16 protein-coding genes and 1 pseudogene are annotated in these 17,482 nt (G+C 40.2%); 12 read left to right on the top strand and 5 right to left on the bottom strand.

Annotated elements, in window-relative coordinates:
- The first annotated feature begins 368 nt into the window (after positions 1-368).
- The 9 genes and pseudogenes from mdcA (at position 369) to madM (ending at position 7,708) form a co-directional block, all read left to right on the top strand.
- Complete coding sequence (mdcA, locus tag ACYU0V_RS10545) at positions 369-2,048, top strand: malonate decarboxylase subunit alpha (protein WP_461847358.1); 1,680 nt, start codon at positions 369-371, stop codon at positions 2,046-2,048.
- Positions 2,048-2,954, top strand: a pseudogene (locus ACYU0V_RS10540) (triphosphoribosyl-dephospho-CoA synthase). Before mdcA ends, ACYU0V_RS10540 begins: the two are co-directional and overlap by 1 nt.
- Positions 2,935-3,234 (top strand): malonate decarboxylase subunit delta, encoded by a 300-nt coding sequence (locus ACYU0V_RS10535; RefSeq protein ID WP_032011867.1) that lies wholly within the window; start codon positions 2,935-2,937, stop codon positions 3,232-3,234. Before ACYU0V_RS10540 ends, ACYU0V_RS10535 begins: the two are co-directional and overlap by 20 nt.
- On the top strand, positions 3,227-4,078 hold the full coding sequence (locus ACYU0V_RS10530) for a biotin-independent malonate decarboxylase subunit beta (RefSeq protein ID WP_461847357.1): 852 nt from the start codon (positions 3,227-3,229) through the stop codon (positions 4,076-4,078). The genes ACYU0V_RS10535 and ACYU0V_RS10530 overlap by 8 nt, the downstream gene beginning before the upstream one ends.
- Positions 4,075-4,902: a biotin-independent malonate decarboxylase subunit gamma gene (gene mdcE / locus ACYU0V_RS10525; RefSeq protein ID WP_461847356.1), complete on the top strand. Its 828-nt coding sequence runs from the start codon at positions 4,075-4,077 to the stop codon at positions 4,900-4,902. The genes ACYU0V_RS10530 and mdcE overlap by 4 nt, the downstream gene beginning before the upstream one ends.
- Positions 4,893-5,501 carry a malonate decarboxylase holo-ACP synthase gene (locus tag ACYU0V_RS10520; RefSeq protein WP_461847355.1) on the top strand — a complete coding sequence of 203 codons (609 nt, stop codon included), beginning with the start codon at positions 4,893-4,895 and terminating at the stop codon, positions 5,499-5,501. The genes mdcE and ACYU0V_RS10520 overlap by 10 nt, the downstream gene beginning before the upstream one ends.
- Before the next feature lie 13 nt (positions 5,502-5,514).
- Positions 5,515-6,447 (top strand): malonate decarboxylase subunit epsilon, encoded by a 933-nt coding sequence (gene mdcH, locus ACYU0V_RS10515; protein WP_461847354.1) that lies wholly within the window; start codon positions 5,515-5,517, stop codon positions 6,445-6,447.
- Positions 6,448-6,500: 53 nt separating this feature from the next.
- Positions 6,501-6,902, top strand: coding sequence for a malonate transporter subunit MadL (madL, locus tag ACYU0V_RS10510; RefSeq protein WP_002114391.1), 402 nt, complete (start codon positions 6,501-6,503; stop codon positions 6,900-6,902).
- Between the two features lie 44 nt (positions 6,903-6,946).
- Entirely contained in the window at positions 6,947-7,708 is a 762-nt protein-coding gene (gene madM / locus ACYU0V_RS10505; RefSeq protein WP_461847353.1) for a malonate transporter subunit MadM, read from the top strand.
- A gap of 54 nt (positions 7,709-7,762) precedes the next feature.
- On the opposite strand, the gene ACYU0V_RS10500 is transcribed toward madM, so the two are convergent.
- The 5 genes from ACYU0V_RS10500 to ACYU0V_RS10480 form a co-directional block, all read right to left on the bottom strand.
- Positions 7,763-8,680, bottom strand: coding sequence for a LysR family transcriptional regulator (locus ACYU0V_RS10500; RefSeq protein ID WP_461847351.1), 918 nt, complete (start codon positions 8,678-8,680; stop codon positions 7,763-7,765).
- 101 nt (positions 8,681-8,781) lie between these two features.
- Positions 8,782-10,200, bottom strand: a complete 1,419-nt coding sequence (locus ACYU0V_RS10495; RefSeq protein WP_461847350.1) for an aminotransferase-like domain-containing protein — start codon at positions 10,198-10,200, stop codon at positions 8,782-8,784.
- 98 nt (positions 10,201-10,298) lie between these two features.
- Positions 10,299-10,433 (bottom strand): hypothetical protein, encoded by a 135-nt coding sequence (locus ACYU0V_RS10490; RefSeq protein ID WP_000749813.1) that lies wholly within the window; start codon positions 10,431-10,433, stop codon positions 10,299-10,301.
- Between the two features lie 14 nt (positions 10,434-10,447).
- A complete protein-coding gene (gene cydB / locus ACYU0V_RS10485; RefSeq protein WP_032053685.1) occupies positions 10,448-11,455 on the bottom strand; it encodes a cytochrome d ubiquinol oxidase subunit II in 1,008 nt (335 codons plus the stop codon).
- Positions 11,448-12,893 carry a cytochrome ubiquinol oxidase subunit I gene (locus ACYU0V_RS10480; RefSeq protein ID WP_005076460.1) on the bottom strand — a complete coding sequence of 482 codons (1,446 nt, stop codon included), beginning with the start codon at positions 12,891-12,893 and terminating at the stop codon, positions 11,448-11,450. Before ACYU0V_RS10480 ends, cydB begins: the two co-directional genes overlap by 8 nt.
- Positions 12,894-13,536: 643 nt before the next feature.
- Between ACYU0V_RS10480 and ACYU0V_RS10475 the strand changes: the two genes are divergently transcribed.
- The 3 genes from ACYU0V_RS10475 to ACYU0V_RS10465 all read left to right on the top strand — a co-directional run bounded on the left by ACYU0V_RS10475 (position 13,537) and on the right by ACYU0V_RS10465 (position 17,352).
- Positions 13,537-14,355 carry a hypothetical protein gene (locus tag ACYU0V_RS10475; RefSeq protein ID WP_218660016.1) on the top strand — a complete coding sequence of 273 codons (819 nt, stop codon included), beginning with the start codon at positions 13,537-13,539 and terminating at the stop codon, positions 14,353-14,355.
- 134 nt (positions 14,356-14,489) lie between these two features.
- Positions 14,490-15,785 (top strand): acyl-CoA dehydrogenase family protein, encoded by a 1,296-nt coding sequence (locus ACYU0V_RS10470; RefSeq protein ID WP_461847349.1) that lies wholly within the window; start codon positions 14,490-14,492, stop codon positions 15,783-15,785.
- Positions 15,786-15,960: 175 nt separating this feature from the next.
- The gene (locus ACYU0V_RS10465) at positions 15,961-17,352 is read left to right on the top strand and encodes an LLM class flavin-dependent oxidoreductase (protein WP_461847347.1); all 1,392 of its coding nucleotides are present in this window, start codon (positions 15,961-15,963) and stop codon (positions 17,350-17,352) included.
- The last annotated feature ends 130 nt before the right edge of the window (positions 17,353-17,482 follow it).

Here is a 17,482-nt window from a genome sequence, read left to right as displayed (position 1 = left end):
GGTGCTGAGTTTTTATAGAGCAAGAAAGTATCAACAGCTCAGCTGGAAAATGCTGAGATGTTCTTGGCGATAGATATAACAATATTTCTTTGGCATAAACTATTTCTTATCAAATATTTGTAGCTGAATGATCAGGCTTAATATTCTATCATCTGATAATTTGATGCAAAACAGTTGCAGTACCAGTTTTCTAAATAAGTCTATTTATCTAAGACATTTAATGTGTCTATTCTCTCAAATTCTTTTTCATCCACCTTAAAATAAATCGTTAACCTGAGGTTAATAACGGCTCATCTAGGTTGATTGATCGAAACTCCATAAAGCGTTTTTATAGATTCAGAACAAAACTGCGATCTATAGGTAAACACATGGAAGGCTCAGTTCAGAATAAAGAACGGTTATGGACAAAACGGCGTCATGCCAAACAACTAAAACTAGAGATGGCAAACCAATATACCGATGGTGTGGTGATTCCAACTCAAGACATTATTAAAGTTTTGGAAACCCTGATTACACCGGGTGACAAGGTTATACTCGAAGGGAATAACCAAAAACAGGCAGATTTCCTTTCGCGCTCTTTGGCACAAACCAATCCAGATGTTTTACACGATTTACATATGATCATGCCAAGCGTCGGGCGTTCAGAACATCTTGATCTGTTTGAAAAAGGCATTGCACGTAAGCTCGATTTTTCTTTTGCTGGCCCACAAAGTTTGCGTATTAGTCAGTTAATTGAAGATGGTTTACTAGAGATTGGTGCGATTCATACCTATATCGAACTATATTCACGTTTGGTAGTCGACCTCATTCCAAATGTGGTGCTCTCAGCGGGTTTTATGGCAGACCGTCAAGGCAATATCTATACAGGTCCAAGTACCGAAGATTCACCAGCACTTATTGAACCTGCGGCTTTTAGTGACGGTATTGTGATTGTTCAGGTCAATGAACTGGTCGATGATGTCTCAGAGTTACCACGTGTCGATATTCCTGCTTCTTGGGTTGATTATGTGGTGGTCGCAGATCAGCCATTTTATATCGAACCGTTATTTACCCGTGACCCGAAACACATCAAGCCAGTGCATGTGCTTATGGCCATGATGGCAATTCGCGGAATTTATGAAAAGCATAATGTGCAATCGTTAAACCATGGTATTGGTTTTAACACTGCGGCAATTGAATTGATTTTACCGACCTATGGTGAATCTTTAGGTTTAAAAGGAAAAATTTGCCGAAATTGGACACTAAATCCGCATCCAACCTTAATTCCAGCGATTGAAACAGGTTGGGTTGAAAGCGTGCATTGTTTTGGTACCGAACTCGGTATGGAAAAATATGTTGCAGCTCGTCCTGATGTTTTCTTTACAGGTCGTGATGGTGCTTTACGTTCCAACCGTATGATGTGTCAGCTTGCAGGTCAGTACGCCGTTGACTTGTTTATTGGCGCAACTTTGCAAGTTGATGGCATGGGCCATTCTTCGACTGTTACTAAAGGTCGTTTGGCTGGTTTCGGTGGTGCACCAAACATGGGGCATGACCCGCGTGGCCGTCGTCATGATACGCCAGCATGGTTAGATATGCGTTTGCAGGGTGCCAGTGAAACAGAAACCTATTTGGCACGTGGTAAAAAGCTGGTGGTGCAAATGGTGGAAACCTTCCAAGAGGGCGGCAAACCAACTTTTGTAGATCGCCTTGATGCGATTGATGTGGCTAAAACGGCTGGTTTGCCTTTAGCACCGATCATGATTTATGGCGATGATGTTACCCATTTACTCACCGAAGAAGGCATTGCTTATCTATATAAAGCAAGCAGTCAAGAAGAGCGTCAAGCCATGATTGCTGCGGTGGCAGGTCTGACTAGCATTGGTTTAAGCCAAGACCCGAAAACAACAGCACGTTTAAGACGTGAAGGTTTGGTGGTATTTCCTGAAGATCTAGGTATTCGCCGTACCGATGCCACACGTGAACTTTTAGCGGCTAAAAATATTGCCGACTTGGTGACATGGTCAGATGGCTTATATCAACCACCTGCGAAATTTAGGAGTTGGTAATGATGGCACAAATTAAATATCAAACGCTCAGCGATAGTCAGATTTTGGCAAGTTTAGCGGTCGAGGCTTTGATTGATGAGGTTAATCTGACACCTAAACCAGCCTTGGTTGATCGCCGTGGCAGTGGTGCACATGATGACCTGACTTTGGAGTTAATGGAGCGCTCTGCGAAAAGTTTAAGACCCATGTTTGAAGCGATGGCTCAAGCTGCAAAGCATCACGGAAAAGTCTGTTTAGCCTTGCGTGAAGACATTGGCGAAATTGGTCGCCAAGGTGAAAAGACCATGATGTTGGCGACAAATGGTGTCAACACACACCGCGGCGCAATTTGGGCCTTGGGTTTAATGGTTACGGCAGCAGCATTGGCGCGCAGTAATCAGCAATATTTATCGGCTGTTGAGCTATGCCAGTTAGCAGGCCAGATTGCTCAGCTTGAAGATCGTTTTATTCCAGAGCAGGCCTTGAGTCATGGTCAGCAAGTTCAAAAGAAATTAGGCATCTTAGGTGCCAAAGAACAGGCTCAACAAGGTTTTCCAACCATCGTAAATTTTGGGTTAAAGCAACTTTATCAAAGTCGTAGGAAACCTATGAAAGAAGAGTTCGCACGCTTAGATGCCTTACTTGCCATGATGACCGATCTGAACGATACATGTGTGCTTTATCGCTCGGGAACATCGGGTTTAAAGCGTATGCAACAAGGTGCTCAGCAAGTACTTGATTTGGGCGGCAGCTCAAGCTTAGAAGGTCGCCGAGCTTTGCATCTTTTAGAGATTGATCTACTTCGGATGAAAGCTTCTGCAGGTGGTGCTGCAGATTTGTTGGCAGCAACACTATTTATAGATCGTGTTAAGCAGACATCTGTCAAAAAATAAAAAGGATTTTAATTATGGAAACACTTCATTTTGAATTTGTGGCGACAAAGCCACCTGTAAAAAAAGCATTAGTAGGATGTGTTGGCTCGGGCGATTTAGAAATTTTGATGGAACCTGGTGAAACTGGAAAAGCTTCTATTCAGGTAGTGACTTCGGTAGATGGCAGTGCAGCACGTTGGCACAATCTTTTTGAACGGATTTTTACTGCGCAAATACCACCTGCCGTCAATATTGATATTCATGACTTTGGTGCAACTCCTGGTGTTGTTCGCTTACGTCTGGAACAAGCATTAGAGGAGATTGCTCATGACTGATATTCAAAGCTTGTTAAATAAACAAGATTTTATTGAACTCAGTGCGAGAGAACGTGCCAAAGCGCTATTAGATGAAGGGACTTTTCGAGAGCTACTTGACCCATTTGCACGTGTCATGTCACCTTGGTTGGTTAAGCAAAATATTGTGCCGCAAGCTGATGATGGCGTGGTGATTGCAAAAGGATCTATTCAAGAACAGCCAGTAGTTTTAATTTCGATTGAAGGTTTATTTCAAGGTGGAAGTTTAGGTGAGGTGGGCGGTGCCAAAATTGCGGGTGCCTTAGAACTTGCAGTTGAAGACAATCTAAAAGGAATTCCAACAGCGGCAATTTTACTATTAGAGACGGGCGGCGTTCGCTTACAGGAAGCAAATCTTGGTTTGGCTGCAATTGCTGAAATTCAGGCTGCAATTGTGAACTTACGTCAGTATCAACCTGTGATTGCAGTAGTTGCAGGCAGTGTAGGGTGCTTTGGCGGTATGTCAATTGCTGCTGGCCTATGTAGCTATATTGTAATGACACAAGAAGGACGTTTAGGCTTAAATGGCCCGCAAGTAATTGAACAAGAAGCTGGTGTACAAGAATATAACGCCAAAGATCGTCCATTTATATGGAGTATTACTGGTGGTAATCAGCGTTTCGCTAGTGGTTTGGCAGATGCTTATGTTGACGATGATCGTCAGAAAATTCGTCAGCAAGTCATCGATTATTTAACTCAAGGCGTGCCTCAGCAGCATCGTAGTTCAAATTACTCATTCTATTTAGAAAAGCTACAACAAGTCGATACTGCTGAGCAGATTATCCCAGCACAGGTTCAAGCTTTGTATCAAGGAGAGCAAGCATGAATATCGCCGTTGATACATTAAAAGCATCTACTCGTGGTGCACATTGGTTTAAAGCATTTACACAGGGTTTTAAGACAGTTGAAGGTTTTCCAGCTTCCGTTTGGATGGCTGATGGTCAGATTGATCAGCAAGCGGTACGTGTGATTGCAGTTGTGCAAGATACCAATAATCTGTTCCCACGCGCGAGACAAGGTGAGGTTGGGCTACTGGAAGGCTGGAGTTTGGCAAAAGCAGTTGATGACGTGATTCAAGCCGATGCACAGACTGAAAATAAACGCGGCATTTTATGCTTGGTTGATGTGCCAAGTCAGGCCTATGGGCGCCGTGAAGAATTATTGGGTATTCATCAAGCTTTAGCGGGTGCAGTAGATAGCTATGCTAGAGCCAGATTAGCAGGTCATCCTATTGTGAGTTTATTGGTTGATAAGTCGATGTCAGGTGCTTTCTTGGCGCATGGATACCAAGCCAATCGTATTATTGCCTTAAAAGATTCAGGTGTTATGGTGCATGCGATGGGTAAGGAATCTGCTGCACGCGTTACCTTGCGGTCGGTTGATGAGTTAGAGCAATTGGCATCAAGCATTCCGCCAATGGCTTATGATATTGAAAGTTATGCAACTCTAGGTTTGTTATCTGAACTGTTATCTGTTGAAAACCCTGAACAACCAACAACCGATGATCTTTTGTTAGCGAAGCAGGTAGTTGCTCGAGCATTTAAAGAAATTAATGCTGAGCAATCGAGAGGACTGGAACAAAGACTTCACGGCCAAAATCGCCAAATGTCTAAAAAGGTCCGTGAATTATTGCGTGAGCAATGGTCATGAAACTTAAGCTCGAAGCCCATGATTTACTGTGGGGCATGACGGTCGATTGCTTGGCCGATGATGCTCCAGTTTGGGTGAAAGAGGTATTGCAACGAGGTGATCCTGTTGTAGTTCGACGGGCAATTACTCCTGTAGATCAGGTGGCTGTGGGTGTAAGAGGGCAATTTCGTCATCAACGCTATGCAGCTCAAATGCCACGATCTGCAATTAGCAAACAGCTTAAGCCAGAAGCGCTGACTCATGTAGATACGCAGCAGTTTGAACACTTGGCAGAACGTTTACAGAGTATTTCAAGCATTATGAAAAACTTTTCAGGATGTTGGGGATATACAGGAAGTTTCGGATTTGAGCTGGCAACGGGCATTAAAACAGTAACCGAGCAAAGTGACATTGATTTGTTGATTCGAGCTGAACAGCCTTTTACCAGAATGCAGGCGATTGAGCTACTCGAAAATTTTCAGCAAGCAGGGCTGAATGTGGATATACAGCTTCAACTTCCACAAGGTGGGTTAGCGTTAAAAGAATGGGCTGGGAACAGTGGAAAAGTTCTATTGAAACGTCCTGACGGTGCTGTTTTAGTAGAAAACCCATGGAATTAAGGAAATAGATATCATGGCTTCAATTTGGGTATATCCGGGGCAAGGTGTGCAACGAAGCAATATGTTGCACGACTTACCTCAAACAGCTCTGGTTAAAGAATACCTTGAGCGTGCATCGGATGCACTCAAAGAAGATGTCTTGATGTTAGATAGTCCGGCTGCATTGCAGTCGACACGTGCAGTACAGCTTTGTTTACTGATTTCTGGTGTGGTGAGTTCAGCTTTATTAACAGCGGAAAACTTAACAGCTGATTATGTAGCGGGTCTATCAATTGGCGCATGGTCGGCTGCGGTTGTAGCAGGAGTTTTAGCCTTTGAGGATGCCGTTCGTTTGGTTGCCTATCGAGGTGAACTCATGCAAAACGCCTATCCAACAGGCTATGGCATGACGGCCCTAATTGGTACAGACCGTGCAGCTGTTGAAACATGGGTCAAACAAATTTATGAAATAACGCCAGAGGTGTTTGTCGCAAATATTAATGCATATAACCAGATCGTTATTTCAGGAGGCTTTGAAGCCATGAACCAAGTTGCTGTTTTGGCAAAGCAACAAGGCGTGGTGGCAAAAAAATTAGATGTATCGGTGCCATCGCACTGTGAATTATTAAGTCAGCAAGCAAAGCAACTTGCATCGTCTATGGAGGGAGTGACTTTAAAGCAGCCTAAAATACGATATTTAAGTGGTACAACGGCTCGTACGCTTAGCAGGCCAGAACAGATTGGTGATGACTTGGCTTTTAATATGAGTCGAACTGTAGATTGGGAAAGTACCATCCAAGCTGCATGGGAGCGAGGTGTGAGGTTACAGATAGAAGCTTTGCCGGGAACGGTACTTACTACACTTGCACGTCGAACATTTAAAGAAGGAACTGTATTGTCATTTCAGGGAACACGTTTAGACAGCATTCAATTGGCAATGCAAAACGAAAATAATGCTTCTTTGTAATTACAATACAAATTAAAAATTGAGTAATAACCCAAGGATATGAGGGATTTACAATGATTATTTATGGAACAGCAATATTAGCGATCTGCCATTTATTAGGTGATTATCTTGGCAACACCTTAGGCATGGTATTAGGCGTTAAAGCCAATGTCGGTGGAGTGGCTATTTCGATGATTTTGTTAATCTTATCTAAAGAATTATTGGCAAAAAAAGGTTACTTACCTCAAGTCACACAATTTGGCGTCTTGTATTGGTCAGGCATGTACATTCCGATCGTAGTTGCGATGTCGGCAGGTCAAAATGTCGTTGCAGCTTTATCGGGTGGCATGTTAGGGCTGATTGTCTCTATTGCATCGTTAATCGGTACGGTTTTAGTCATCCGTTATTTAAATAGAATTAGTGGCGACTATGAAACCTATGAATGGACGATAGAATCCAAGGAAAAAATAGCCTAAGCAAACATAAACTACAAAAAGTTCAATCAAAAAGGATTTAAATGATGGACGCTATAATTGCTGTGTTAACAAAAAATGCATTAGTTACTGCTCTTGCCGTAACGGGTTTAATGATGTTCGTTTCCCATTTACTCTCAAAATATTTGACGAAGGGAAAACTACAAAGTTCTGCAATCGCGATTACTTTAGGTTTGGTTGTTGCTTACTTTGCAGGAGTTTATACGCAAGGAACCAAAGGTGTTTCGGACATCGCTATTTTTTCTGGTTTTGCGTTGTTGGGCGGAGCCATGATTCGTGATTTGGCTATCGCTTCAACTGCATTTGAAGTTGATGTGAAAGAAGTGAAGAAAGCAGGCAAAATTGGTCTAATTGCATTAATGCTTGGTTGTGTTGTGCCTTTTGCAATTGGGGTTTTGGTTGCATGGAGCATGGGCTATCGAGATCCAATTTCGATGACAACGATCGGTGCAGGGGCAATGACTTATATTGTTGGCCCGATTACAGGAACCGCAATTGGTGCGAGTTCTGATGTGATCGCACTTTCTATTGCAATTGGTTTAATCAAGTCAGTTTTCTTTATGGTAGGGACGCCACTGCTTGCGAAATTTATGTATCTAAAAAGTCCACGCTCTGCCATGGTATTTGGCGGTTTAGCAGGAACAACCAGTGGCACTGCAGCAGGCCTAGCTGGCACGGATGTTCGATTGGTACCTTATGGCGCTTTAGTTGCAACCTTCTATACAGGACTTGGCTGTTTACTTGGACCTTCTTTATTTTTCCTAACGGTTAATGCAATTTTTGGATAAATTTTTGAAAATCGCACAACGGCAACTCATTATCTTTTAATAAGTTGCCGATATTTATCTTTTAAAATTAGTGGCGAACATTCGACATTCAGCAATCAGAGCAAGTAAGTTAGGGTCGCGTTCTTTACTTTTTAAAAAGACCAGTCCAATTTCTTGTTGCATGTGATATTGCTGTTTTAGCGGAATAAGTTTTACTGAACTTTCATAAACAGCAGAAATACGACCGGGTAGTAGAGCAAAACCGACGCCTGAACTGACCATACTAATTAAGGTGAAAATATCATTCACCTGTAAAGCAACTTTAGGCGAAAAGCCTGCTTTTTTAAAAATAATATCGCTGTCGTTATGGGTTGCAAAACCCTTGGTTAAAGTTAAAAAAGTTTCTTCTTTTAAAAGGCTTAAATCAATATCTTTAAACTCGGCATATTTAGAATCTTTGTTGACGGCCAGAAAGATATCGTCTGAAAACATCGGCAAAACTTCAAAGTCATCATCTTGTGTGGTTTCATTTAAAGCCACGATAATGGCATCCAGCTCAGTTGCTTTAAGCTTTTTCACCAAATCCTGATTTGAACTCAGCAACAGTTGAATATCAAGCTCACTACGTCTGAGTTTAAGACCGCTAATCACATTTGGAATCGTATTTACCGTCAAAGAATAAAGAGACCCTAAATGTAAAACCTTAGCCGCAAAACCAGCAGCTTCTCTGGTTTTATTTACGGTAATAAAAATGTCTTGTACGATTTTTTGTGCCCGTTCTTCAAAGACATAAGCACTTTTTAAAGGAATGAGGTTACGGCCTTCATTTTTAAAAAGAGGGCAACGTAAAGCGCTTTCTAAAGAGTGTAAGGCTTTATGAACACTGACATTACTCAACTGCATTTCTGTAGCTGTTTTAGACAAATTTCCACAGCGCATGAAAGCTAAAAAAATCTGTATTTTTTTCAGGGTGAGTTCTTCATCAATTTCCATATTAATCCTTTGAACCTGTTTCCCTTAAAACTATAGATTTTGAGCTATAAAGTTACCACAAAATAAAGTCTATAAAATTGTGCTTACGTCGAAGCATTTCTTTAGAGACTTGCTTCAACTCTTTGTTGAATGGTTTTGATAACTTGATCTAATGCGCTTTGAATTTTAGTGTTCCATTCAAAAGAACAGTTAATTCTCAAATAATGCTGCTGTGAGGGTAAAACACTAAACAAAGGGCTTGGTGCAACGCCAATATCTTGCTGAATCAATTCTTCATAAACTTGCATACTGTCTAGCGTACTAGGAAGTTTGACCCATAGAAAATAGCCACTCGGGTAGTAATACACTTCGCAAGAGCTCGGTAAATGCTGCTTTAAATAGTGATAAAACTGCTTTTTATAACGCTCAAGTGAAAGTCTAAGTGTACGCAAATGCTTTTCATAATGATGATGTGACAAAAATTCGACTAATGCATTTTGAATGAGTGCATTGACTGAAATGGTACTCATGAGTTGCAAGTGTTGAATATGGTCTGAAAATTTACCTGCATAAACCCAACCGACCCGAAAACCTGCACCTAATGTTTTAGAAAAAGACGAGCAGTGTAGCACCAGATTTTGTTGGTCAAAATACTTCATCGAAAGTGGTTTTTGCCCACCATAATAAAGCTCTTCATAGACATCATCTTCAATCAAATAAATTTGGTGTTCATGAAGCAACTTGGCAATTTTATATTTAATGTCATCACTAACAGTAAAACCAATCGGGTTATGGGCATTCAGCATGAGCCAGCACACTTTGATTGGATAGGTTTGAATGACTTGTTCAAATGCCTCTAGGTCAAAACCATGTTGCGGATGTTCAGGAATAGTAATCACTTTAAGTCCTAAACGCTCAGCGGCTTGCCACGCCCCATAAAACACGGTTTGCTGTAATAAAATATAATCGCCGGGTTGAGCGACCGCTTGTAGCGAAAGGTTCAGTGCGTCCAAACCTCCAGATGTAATGACAATGTCATCTGGGTCTGTCTGTATGCCTTGCATACAGTAGCGTTGAGCAATTAGTTTTCTTAAGGCTAAATTACCGGGAGGCAAACTGGTTGTCTGGTCATAACTTTGTCTTTGACGGGCAAGCTGTCCCATAATTTGAATAAGTTTGGGTGCTGTTAAAAGCTGACTGTCCGGAAAAGCTGAACCAAAAGGTACGACAGACTCATGTTGAATTGACTTAAGATATTTAAAAACTAAGGAATTAATTTCAATTTTAGAGTTTAGTGAAACAATTGAATATTGTTCGAGTGGCTTTAGTGCAATTTGCTCGGCAACAAAGTAGCCAGATTTTTCTTTTGAATAGATCAGACCTTGTGATTCAAGCTCCTGATAAGCATTCATTACAGTCATTAAGCTAAAGCCAGAGCGTTGTACTTGATCTCTTAATGAAGGTAATTTTTCATGCGCATTTAAAGTGCCGCTCTCAATGAGTTGGCGAATGCTATGAGCGAGTTGTTCTGATTTATACATGTATGAGCTGCACGAAATAACAAAATGAAAGAAGCACTTAATCAATAATAAATGCCGTTTGCAGAATCTACAAACGGCATTTGTTTAGAACAATAGATTTACTTTAAGTAAGGGGCTGCATAAATCAAGATAACTTTAAACAATCCCGCAATCACAGCTAAGGCTAAAAAACCACCGAGCCATAGCAGAATAAACCATTGGGTTTGATTGAGTTTAACGGATGACTTTTTCATAAAACCCTCCATACTTAATGATAGCCTTCATCACCTACACGGACTTTGTCTCTAAATACCCAGTAAGAGACAATGGTGTAAGCAATAATGATTGGAATCAAGATAAGTGCGCCAACCAGAGCAAACATTTGGCTTGAATGAGGTGCTGCAGCCTGCCAGATGGTGACTGATGGCGGAATAATATAAGGCCATAAACTAATTACAAAACCAGTAAATGCAAGGAAAACGAGGGCCAATGTATATGCAAATGGTTTGAGGTCGTGATCTTGCTTTTTACATGCCGATAAAATCAGACCAACAAACAATAAGACCAAAATAGGCACAGGGCTAAAATAGAACAGATTTGGTAAAGAGAACCAGCGATCTGCAATTTCAGGATGAGTCAACGGAGTATATAAACTCACGCCACCAAAAATAATGAGCAATGCAATAATCAGCTTTGGCATAAGCTCATACATACGTTGCTGCAAACCTTTTTCGGTTTTTAAGATCAGCCATCCACAGCCTAAAGTAGCATACATGGCAACTACGCCAATACCTGTGAAGATGGTAAACGGAGAAAGCCAATCAAGAGACCCACCAGCAAAAATACCATTTTCGGTTTTGATTCCTTGAATATAAGCACCCAAAATAATCCCTTGAAGGAAGCTCGTTAAAACTGAACCCCAAATGAAAGCCAAGTCCCACAGATGTTTAGTGCGATGAGCCTTAAAACGGAATTCAAAAGCAACGCCACGAAAAATCAGGGCAATGACCATGAAAATAATAGGTAGGTAAAGAGCTGATAAAACTGTTGAATAGACCAGTGGGAAGGCAGCATATAGACCAGCACCACCGAGAACCATCCAAGTTTCGTTACCATCCCAAACAGGAGCGACGGTATTCATCATGACGTCACGTTCTTGGCTGTTCTTAATGAAAGGGAACATAATCCCGATTCCTAAGTCAAAACCGTCCATGACGACGTAAATTAAAACGCCTAAACCAATAATACCGACCCATATTAAAGAAAGATCAATCATGATGTTTCTCCCCAGATTTTTGATTATCGTCAATGTTTTCATCGACAGCACTGAGTGGACGCATTGGTGTTTTAAAGTGTCCAACGCCACCAGTTTCAATATTTGGTGTATCGATAAATACAGGGCCTTTATTAATGAGTTTTAAGGTGTAGTAAATACCGCTACCAAAAACGATGGTATAGACCACCACAAAAATAAAGAGACTAAGTCCAACCTGATCTGCCGAAACGGTATGTGAAAGCCCGTCTTTAGTGCGCATAATGCCGTATACAACCCACGGTTGACGGCCTACTTCGGTAGTAATCCAGCCAGCCAGCATTGCCACATAACCCGCAGGCCCCATCACTACAGCAAATTTATGAAACCATGATGTTTCATAGAGTTTTCCACGCTTACGTAACCAAAGCGCAATTAAAGACAGAGTGACCATGAGCACACCAAGACCAACCATCACACGGAAGCTCCAGAAAACGATGGTTGAATTTGGACGGTCTTCAGGTGCGAAATCTTTTAAGCCTGTCACTTGGCCATCTAAGCTATGCGTTAAAATTAAACTACCCAAATAAGGAACACCCACTTCGAAGTGGTTACGTTCTTCTTTCATATCTGGAATGGCAAATAGCAATAATGGCATCGGCTCATTGTGATTGGTTTCCCAATGTCCTTCCATTGCTGCAAGTTTGGCTGGTTGATGTTCACGGGTGTTTAAACCATGGTTATCGCCAATCACCACTTGCAAACAAGAAGTGACAAGTACCATCCAGAGACCCATCGAGAACGATTTTTTCACCAACTCATCGCGACGGCCTTTTACTAAATGCCATGCAGATGTTCCGACGACCAATAATGATGAAACTAAGAAAGCTGCTGCACCCATGTGGGCAAAGCGGTAAGGGAATGATGGGTTAAAGACAATTGCAAACCAGTCTTTTGGCACAATAATGCCATTTTCGATGGCAAAGCCTTGAGGTGTCTGCATCCAGCTATTAGAAGATAGAATCCAGAACATGGAAATACATGTTCCGATGGCAACCATAAGTGTTGCGAAGAAATGGGCTCGAGGACCAACGCGTCCCCAACCAAATAACATAATGCCTAAGAAACCTGCTTCTAAGAAGAAGGCACTCAAGACTTCATAGGTAAGTAAGGGACCAGTAATACTTCCGGCGACACGTGAAAATTCACTCCAGTTAGTACCGAACTGGTAACTCATGACCACGCCCGAGACCACACCCATACCAAAGGCAACGGCAAAGATCTTAATCCAGTATTTAAATAGATCTTTATAAATCGGGTTTTGGGTTCTTAACCATTTCCACTCTAGCACTGCTAAAAAGCATGCAAGACCAATGGAAGTGGCCGGAAAAATAATATGGAAGGATACTGTAAAAGCAAATTGTATTCGCGCTAATTCTAGAGCGGTTAGACCGAGGCTCATAAACTTTCCCCCTGTGAACTAGCTGATGATGGTTAAATGAGTTAAATACTTATTTTCAGGCAACAAAGTATTTTGGCGATTAAACTTACTTCTGTGATAAATGTTCTTAGCAAGTAAAATGCCAACAGGGTTAAGCAATATAATTGCTTGATATTTCAAGAGAATAGACTGATTGATTGTTCTCAATCTGTTAACAAAGTTTATGCTTGATGTTGCATTTGTAAAAATGCATGTTGCATTGAAACATTGATGAAATATCTGGCGATATGCAATAGATCGTCTCATGAAAACTACCTACCTTAAGAAGTTTCCTTAATCATGCACTTACTAATTTTGTATATGTAGATACAGAAATTTTTTATAAAACTATAACAGTCTGGAGCAGTCATGAGGTGTGCTATAGTTTTTTTTCAATTATCTGTAGCTATGTATCCATTCTTCAAAAGTCCAAAATAAATGAACAAGATTTACGAATGGCCAAAATCACTTTCCAAAACAAAGTGAATGCGACTTTGGGTAATAAGCGCAGAATAGTTTCTTCTCTTTTATTCCTTTGTTGTTTTGCGTGAGGTCTGGTTGTTACGTAGGTTATTAAAGACCTGATTTAAGTGTAGCTCTTCTAAAATAGCTTGGATGTTAAAAAATGTTTATTACTTCTCAACTAAATGTTCTACATAAAATTATTAAAAATCAGCCTATTCCTGTATCTATATTGGCTCAGTTAGAGCAAACCTACGTTAATTTTGAAGCTACTTTATTAAGAGCGAAAGTACTCAGAGACTTTTCTAAATCTGAAACTGTATATTTAATCCAATCTCATATTGAGCTACAGCAAAGTAGTGTGGCTTATCTATTTTCACCATTTATTTTTGCCAACTTAAACAAGGCTGCTATTTATACAACACCTGCGACAACGCCTGTGCTTTCTATTCTTAATAAATATTATCAAGCTGAAAAAAAAGCATTATTCAAAGTAGATGATGTTTTAGACAGCTTAAAAATTTATATAGATTTGGAACTTACAGAGCTTAATGAAGTTGAGTTTATTTATTTAAGCCTCATCAAGGCACTATGCCGAAGTGATCTCTCTACCGTTTTTTTAATTACGAGTTTAGATGTAGATGTCGAGCATTTAAAAGCACTGGAGCAATTTTTAAAGGTCAAAATTTATTGGATTAAAACCACAAAAGATGATGACTTGAAAAATTTAAATAGCTTAGAAATGCGGAAATTATTATTCAAAAATAAAGATGAAACTTATGTCAAATTATGCGCGAAATTTGCTCAAATGAATGCTGAGTTGGTAGGACTCTGTGACACTTTCACGACGCCTCAAATGACGCATTTAATTGACGACATGTTTTATTCAGAACATATTTTTGAAAAGTTATCCGTCTATTCAGAATATATACAAACACTTCTGCAAAGCCAGCAGAGCATTAGACAAAAAGAGGCTTCTTAGTCTTTGAGATGAGAGCTTTTTATCTTTGTGCTTGGGGGCTTATATAAAGAATGAATACAGTTATAAAAAAATAATCGTTTTCATGTGAAATAAATATTTTATGGTAAAAGCAAAGCAATATTGGTTTTACTTACATGACAAATTTAAATTTTGAGCATCATCTCGGTTCACTAACGCATGCAGCACTTAGTCAGGCCTCAATTATTTCTCGCGTGTGGGGTGAAGGGCCTTCAGAACGTTATGATGAATTGGCAAAGAATTTCAGACCGACTTTTGCCCGTATTAAAGAAGGAGCTTTAATCCGTGAGCAACAGCATATTTTGCCCTATGAACAACTTCAATGGCTTAAGGATATTGGTTTTACGCGCTTACGACTTTCCAAAGCTCATGGTGGCTTTGATGCAACTATTCCTGAATTATTTGCATTACTCATTGAACTTGCAGAGGCCGATTCAAACTTACCGCAAGCTTTACGTGTACATTTTGGTTTCACTGAAGATGTGTTGGTGAGTAAAGACAAAGCGTTTCAACAGCGTTGGCTTAGCCGAATTGCCAATGGGGAAACAGTCGGTAGTGCATGGTCTGAAGGCGGGAAAGAGTCAATTGATCAGTTCGAAACACATTTATATCGAGACAGTGAAGGAAAAATTCGCGTTAAAGGTAAAAAATATTACACCACAGGAAGTCTATATGCAGACTGGGTGGACGTTGGTGTAACAGATTTAAAGGGTGAATCTGGCTCGGTCGTTGTTCGCCGTGAAGATGAAGGTGTCGAAATTGTGGATGACTGGAATGGCTTTGGTCAGCAACTTACCGCGAGTGGTACAGCATATTTCCATGACGTATTGGTGGACGAAACTGAAATTTTACCTGACGATGACCGTTTTAAATATTCAGCGGCTTACTATCAACTGGTTCAACTGGCAATCATTACAGGTCTAGGACGTGCTGCAACCTATGATGTTTCTCAAGCTGTTGCTAAACGTACCCGAAACTACACGCATGCAAATGCCCAATTTGTAAAACAGGATCCGCAAATTTTACAAGTGGTAGGCCAAATCCGTGGTGCAGCTTACAGTGCAGGAGCGATTGTTGAAAAAGTCGCACAAAGCTTACAACGTGCTTATTTGGCAGCATTTCAAAATAATGAGCAGCTGGAAGAAGAGCAAAATGCGCTTGCCGAACTTGAAAGTGCGCAGTCTCAAACGGTCATTACCGATCTAATTTTAAATGCCTCTACAATTTTATTTGATGCTTTAGGTGCTTCTGCAACAGACAAAGATTTAGGCCTAGATCGATATTGGCGTAATGTACGAACTTTATCTTCACATAACCCGAGAGTATTTAAAAATCGTATTATCGGTGATTTTAGTGTAAACGGCACATTACCACCGTATCAATGGCGTATTGGTGAAGTAGCTAAACAATAATTGATAATTGTAGATATTAAGCTGCTATTTTTAGTGGCTTAATACTATTTGTTATTTTAAATAAATTATAAAAAACTATTAGAATAAAATCATATTTTGTTTGGGGTTTATATTATAAAGAAAACCTAAAAATTGCTTTAGTATAAAAATTAAATAAAATGCTGGTTGATATTTTATGACTAAGAAAATTAGTTTTAATGCTTTTGAAATGAATTGTATTGCCCACCAATCTCCTGGATTATGGCGACATCCTCAAGACCGATCTGTTGAATATAAAGATTTAGAATATTGGACAGATTTAGCACAAATTCTTGAGCGTGGTTTTTTTGACGGTATTTTTATTGCAGATGTGCTTGGTATTTATGATGTTTATCATCAAAGTGCTGAACATGCTTTAACAGGTGCAGTACAAGTTCCAGTCAATGATCCGCTACAGATTGTGCCAGCGATGGCAGCGGTCACAAAGCACTTGGGTTTTGGTGTCACGACTTCGATTTCCTTTGAACATCCTTATCCTTTTGCTAGACGTATTAGCACGCTAGATCATTTAACCAAAGGGAGAGTTGGTTGGAATATCGTGACGTCTTATTTGGAAAGTGGTTCGAAAAACTTAGGTTTAAAAACTCAGGTCAATCATGACAATCGTTATGATATTGCTGATGAGTACTTAGAGGTCCTTTACAAACTTTGGGAAGGTTCTTGGGAAGAAGGTTCAGTACTTCGTGACCGTGAAAGCGGTATCTTTGCTGACCATAAAAAAGTGCATCCAATTCAGCACGAGGGTAAATACTTTACTGTACCAGGTATCCATATTTGTGAACCATCACCGCAGCGAACACCAGTACTTTACCAAGCAGGTGCATCTTCACGCGGGCAGAAGTTTGCAAGTCAAAATGCCGAGTGCGTATTCATAGCAGCGCCTTCTAAAATTGCCACTAAAAAAGTGGTACAGGGCATTCGCCAAAAATTGGCTCAAGAAGGCCGCGATCCGTACTCTGTCAAAATTTATGCGCTTTTATCGATTGTCACTGATGAAACCGATGCAAAAGCTCAGGCTAAGTTTAAAGAATATCAAAGCTATGGAAGCTATGATGGCGCTTTAACCTTGCTGTCTGGCTGGTCGGGTGTTGATTTTTCACAATATCAACCCACTGACAAAGTTGAATATATTCAAACCAATGCCATTCAATCTTTATTAGATTCTTATGTAAATGCAGATCCAGAGCGTGTTTGGACCATTGAAGAAATTGCAAATTGGAACAGCTTAGGTGGGAATGGACCTGTGTTAGTGGGTTCGGCAGAAACAGTTTCAGATGCTCTACAGCAATGGGTTGAAGATACAGATGTCGATGGCTTTAACCTTGCCTATATTTTGGCGCATCAAACCTTTGCTGATGCGGTTGAGTTTATTGTGCCAGAGTTGCAAAAACGAGGGGTATATCAAACCTCATATGCACAAGGAACATTAAGAGAAAAATTATTTGGTGCTGGGCCATATTTGCCTGAAAATCACCGTGGTGCAAAATATCGTAATCTAAAGGAATTAAAACTTGCTGAGGCGAGTTAATATTTTGGAAAACCTTTAAATAAATAGCTGGTTAAATACCAGCTTTTATTTTGTCTTTTTATATCGGTTTTACTGCTGAGTTAATAATGAAAAGATAATTCTATAATTTAGATTAAAACATCAGATTAAT

The sequence above is a fragment of the Acinetobacter sp. X9 genome, assembly GCF_054889255.1.
This window is presented reverse-complemented; position numbering and strand designations above follow the sequence as displayed.